This window comes from Pantanalinema sp. (genome assembly GCA_036704125.1).
Lineage (GTDB): Bacteria > Cyanobacteriota > Sericytochromatia > S15B-MN24 > UBA4093 > JAGIBK01.
In genome coordinates this window covers 1-4,658 of sequence record DATNQI010000055.1, presented here as the reverse complement: position 1 = coordinate 4,658, position 4,658 = coordinate 1, and the positions used below count along the sequence as shown (strand labels likewise).

The window sequence follows — 4,658 nt, the reverse complement described above, 5'->3', positions numbered from 1 at the left end:
CCCTGGCCGACCTCAGCCGCTTCCAGGGGCAGACCAGCCTCCTGTCGGCCCCCTCGATGACCGGCACGCTCCAGGCGCACCGGTGGCAGCCGCCGACTTCGTAATCAGGGGGATTGGAACGATGAGATCCCCCCACCCCGACCCGCCCCACCGGGGGGCGGGAGAATAGGGCTAGCTAGAAGTCCCAGGTCAGGCTCGCGCGCAGGCCGAGGCCGCCCAGGGTCGGATACGTCACCTGGCTCGAGACGTCGATGGGCGCGCTCGTCCCCGGCGTGTGACTCCAGCTCTCGGGCGCCCAGGGCGTCCAGTAGACGAGACCCAGGGAAGCCCCCAGCCCCGAGAAGAGGCGCCCGGCCAGGCCCGCCCCCGCGATCGCATGCAGCGAGAAGGCGTTGGCGTGCGCGGTGGTGCCCGGGACCTGCTGGCTCAGGAGCGCCCCGCCACCCCCCAGCTCGCCGTAGCCCCACAGGCGCTCCGGCCAGATCTCGCGCTGCGGCACCCAGCGCCCCAGGAGCACGAAGCCGTTCACCCCGTCCTGGGAGAGGGTGCCGACCTCGAGCCCCGCCCCCGAGCCGAAGTCCGAGCGGTTGTACTCGAGCGTCACCCCCGTGAAGCTCCCCTGCCAGAACATGTGGTGCGAGAGCCCCGCCGCCGCGGGAAAGCTCGCATAGGCCTGCTCGTGGACGCGCACCCCGGGCACCAGGGCCTCGTAGCCGCTCAGCAGATCGCCCTGGGCCGAATCGCTCGCCACCTTCGAGATCCGCAGGCGGCCGAAGGGATTGCCCGCGCCGTCCTGGCCCGCGAAGAACATCCCAACCTGGATCCCAGCGTCCTCCCCGGCATCCAGGGTCGCCCTGCGCCCCTCGCGACGGGTGATGGTCGCGCTGAGGCGAAAGGCCTTGCGCAGATCCGCCGAGAGGTCCCGCACGAGGCGCTCGTAGGCGAGGGTCTCGGCGACCTCCCGGGAGCTCGGGCTCTCGCCGTAAAAGGGATAGAGCTTGCGAAGCCGCAGGCGCCCCTCGGGCAGATCGAGCAGGGTGAGCTCCACCTCGCTCGAGGCGGCGTAGTAGCCCTGGAGATCGGTGTAGCGAAGGTAACGCGCCTGGGGATCCCGCAGGAAACCCACGCGCACCACCGTGTTCGCCCCGACCTCGCGCGCGATCGCAAGCGCCCGGCGCTCGGTGCCGAGCATCTCGCCCCGGGGCGCCTCCTGCGGCGCCTCGAGCAGGCGAAAGCGGGTAATCGAGCGGATCTCGCCGCGCACCGCATCGGCCAGGCGGCGATCGCCCAGGGGGAAAAGCCCCTCGTTGGGCACCACCACCAGGGCCGTGCGGCCGGCAGCCGCCCACGACGGCAGGACGAAGAAGCACCACGCCACGAGCGCGAAGATGAACAGACGCATGAAACCCTCCCAAGGACTCTTCATTTTGCGGGGCCGAGCGAGCGAGGGCAAGAGGTGTGACAAAGGCCCTTGCGACGGCCCTCTCGCCGGGCCTAGGCTGGGCTTGGCGCCGTTTGGTCGCCAAGAGCGTCGGGTAAAAGAAGGAAAGCCCCCCCAATCCTGGAGCGGGCCTTTCGAAGGCGATCGCGAGGTTCACGTGTCGTTCGGTGTCGTCGTCCTGGCCCTGTTCGTGCTCGCCATGCTGGCGATGCAGGGGCCCTCCGTCAGCGGTCTCTTGTCGCCCCACGCCGCCGTGGTCGTCCTCGGGGGCACCTTCACCGCGACCCTCCTCTCGTTCCCGACCAAGCTGGTCCTCAAGATCCCTCGGCTGATCCTTGAGGCGATCCGCGCCCCCAGGCTCGAGGTGACCTCCATCGTCGCCACCTTGATCCGCGTCTCGGACCGGCTGCGCGCCGGCGGCGTCAACGCTCTCCACGCCGAGCTCAAGAACGTCAAGGACCCCTTCCTCAAGCGCGGCCTCCAGTACATCGCCGAGGGCTTCGACTCCAAGGAGATCACCGACCTCCTGGAGGCCGAGATGATCGGCATCCGGGGCCGGCACCGCAACAACATCAACGTGTTCGAGACCCTGGGCGGCTTCGCGCCGACCCTGGGCATCATGGGCACGGTCATGTCGATGGTCGCCATCCTGGGCAACCTGGACCACCCCGAGGCCCTCGGCCCCGAGATCGCCAACGCCATGGTCGCCACCCTCTACGGCGTCGCCAGCGCCAACCTGCTCTTCCTTCCCATCGGCACCAAGCTCAAGAAGCTCAGCGAGGAAGAGCTGCGCCTGCGCTGGATCATGATCGAGATCATCCTCGCCATGCACGGCGGCGCGAGCCCCCGCACCATCCGCGAGCGGCTCAAGGCCTCGCTGCCCCCCGAGACGCGCAAGCTCATCCAGGACAGCAAGGGCAGGGGCGGCAAGAAGGGCGGCACCGGCCGCCTCGAAACCGCCAGCCTGCAGGAGTAGCGCACGATGGCTCGCGAATGGCGCGTCGAGCGTGACGGGGACGAAGAGGAGCGGCATAACGAGCGCTGGCTCGTCACCTACGCCGACCTGATGACCGTCCTGCTCATCTTCTTCATCGTCATGTACTCCCTGTCGAGCAAGATCTCGGCCAAGAACTTCGAGCGCCTCGCCAAGAGCCTCAACACCTCGCTGACCAAGAAGGAGAAGGTGGAGAAGGCCGTCGACCCCTTCACCCCCGACGTGGCGCAGGAGGCCGAGCTGGCCGAGGAGAGCAAGGTCATCAAGAAGGCACTCGCCCCCTTCGAGGGCAAGAGCCAGGTCAAGGTGGACCTCAACTCGAAGGGGATCGTCATCTCCCTGGCCGACACCTCCTTCTTCGACCTGGGCTCGACCGAGATCAAGCCCGAGGGCCGGACGGCGCTGCTCTCGATCGCCCGGGCGATCGCCACCGAGTCCAACGCCATCAGCGTCGAGGGGCACACCGACAGCGTCCGCGGCGCGGGCGGCAAGGCCACCTCCAACTGGGTCATCGCCGCCACCCGCGCGGCCAACGTCGCCCAGTTCCTCTCGGAGGCGGGCAAGGTCCCGGCCAAGCGCTTCGAGATCGTCTCGTACGGCGAGTTCAAGCCCCTCTTCCCCAACGACACCCCCGAGCACCGCGCCATGAACCGGCGGGTGGACATCGTCATCCAGGAGGGAGCCCCCAAGCCCGCCATCACGCCGAAGCCCGAGGCCTCGGTGGACACGCTCGCCCCGGCCTTCGGCGACCCCAACGACGGCAGGCCCGCCAACCCCTTCAACCGCAACCCGAACGAGGGCGGGACGGGCATCCCCAACCCCTTCGGCAACAACTTCTAGGGGTTCATGAGCACGCAGCAGGAACAGATCGTCGCGAGCGTCCCCGCCCCCGCGAAGCAGCCCCGGGTTCCCTGGGCCCGCCTGGGGCTCTTCCTGCTGGCGCTTGCAACCTATGCGCTGATCAACCGGGGCCAGGCCACTCACCTCGCCTACTTCGTGCCGCTCGCCGACGCCTTCCTGCACGGCAGGCTCCACCTGCTCGACAACCCGCCCTGGCTGAACGAGCTCGTCCCCTGGAACGGCAGGTACTACGTCGTCTACCCCCCCATGCCGGCCGTCCTCCTTCTGCCCTTCGTCTGGCTCCTCGGCCCCGGGCTGGACCAGGCCCGCCTCTCGATCCTGCTCGGCGCAGCCAACGTCTACCTGATCTCGGGCATCCTCATTCGCATGGGGTTGCCCCGCAAGACCTGGCTCACCTACGCCCTGCTGTTCGGCTTCGGCACCATCCAGTGGTTTTCCGCCCAGGTCGGCTCCTCTTGGCACTTCGCGCACGTCTGCGCCACCCTTTTCCTGCTTCTGGCCGTCCGGAGCGCCCAGCTCGGCCACCGTCCCTGGTGGATCGGCCTGCTGCTGGGCTGCGCGGCGACCTCCCGCCTCCCGACCCTCATGGCCTTTCCCTTCTTCGGCGCCTACCTGCTCCACCTCGCCCGCCGTTTTCCGGGCGACGCCCCCTTCGCCTCCCTGAGAGCCGCCCCCACCTGGAGGCCCCTCGACCTCCGGCGCCTGCTCGAGGCGGGCGGAAGCCTGGCCGTGGGGCTCCTCCTGCCGCTGGGTGCCTACTTGCTCTACAACCAGGTCCGCTTCGGCTCCCCTCTCCAGACGGGCCACTCGCTCATTCCCGGCCTGCTCGACGAGCACCAGTACCGCCACGGCTTCTTCAGCGCCCAGAGCATCGGCCGCAACCTCTACGCCATGCTCTTGAAGGCCCCCAACCTGGTCGATCGCTTCCCCTACGCGCAGCCGCCGGTCCTGGGGGGGCTGAGCCTCTTCTTGACCACCCCGGCCTTCCTCTGGGCGATCAAGGCGCGCAAGAGAGACCTGGCGACCCTCGGCGCCTGGGCGGCCATCCTCCTCACCCTGGTCCCCATCCTCCTGCATGCCGATCCGGGCGGCGACCAGTTCGGCTACCGCTATGCCCAGGACTTCTACCCGTTCCTCTTCCTCCTGGCCGTCCACGGGATGGGCGATCGCCCCAGTTTCGAAGCCCGCCTCGCGATCGCACTGAGCCTGCTGGTCAACCTGTGGGGCATGTGGGCCACCTACATCCACTGGCGCGGTTAGGCACACCGGTGGCGATCGCCCAAGCTTAACGAAAGCTTGCCGAGGAGTTTACCGCCTCGGCGGATCCCGCCCCGACAATCCCTCTTGAAGCGATCCGCGTCT

4 protein-coding genes are annotated in these 4,658 nt (G+C 68.8%); 3 read left to right on the top strand and 1 reads right to left on the bottom strand.

Annotated elements, in window-relative coordinates:
* Positions 1 to 175 precede the first annotated feature (175 nt).
* Positions 176 to 1,402, bottom strand: a complete 1,227-nt coding sequence (locus V6D00_08775) for a hypothetical protein (GenBank protein ID HEY9899260.1) — start codon at positions 1,400 to 1,402, stop codon at positions 176 to 178.
* Between the two features lie 196 nt (positions 1,403 to 1,598).
* On the opposite strand from V6D00_08775, the gene V6D00_08770 reads away from it, so the two are divergent.
* From V6D00_08770 to V6D00_08760, 3 genes are read left to right on the top strand one after another with little or no spacing between them, the layout of a single operon-like run.
* Positions 1,599 to 2,417: a MotA/TolQ/ExbB proton channel family protein gene (locus V6D00_08770; protein ID HEY9899259.1), complete on the top strand. Its 819-nt coding sequence runs from the start codon at positions 1,599 to 1,601 to the stop codon at positions 2,415 to 2,417.
* Positions 2,418 to 2,423: 6 nt separating this feature from the next.
* Positions 2,424 to 3,275, top strand: a complete 852-nt coding sequence (locus tag V6D00_08765; protein ID HEY9899258.1) for a flagellar motor protein MotB — start codon at positions 2,424 to 2,426, stop codon at positions 3,273 to 3,275.
* A gap of 6 nt (positions 3,276 to 3,281) precedes the next feature.
* Entirely contained in the window at positions 3,282 to 4,556 is a 1,275-nt protein-coding gene (locus V6D00_08760) for a hypothetical protein (GenBank protein ID HEY9899257.1), read from the top strand.
* Positions 4,557 to 4,658 lie beyond the last annotated feature (102 nt).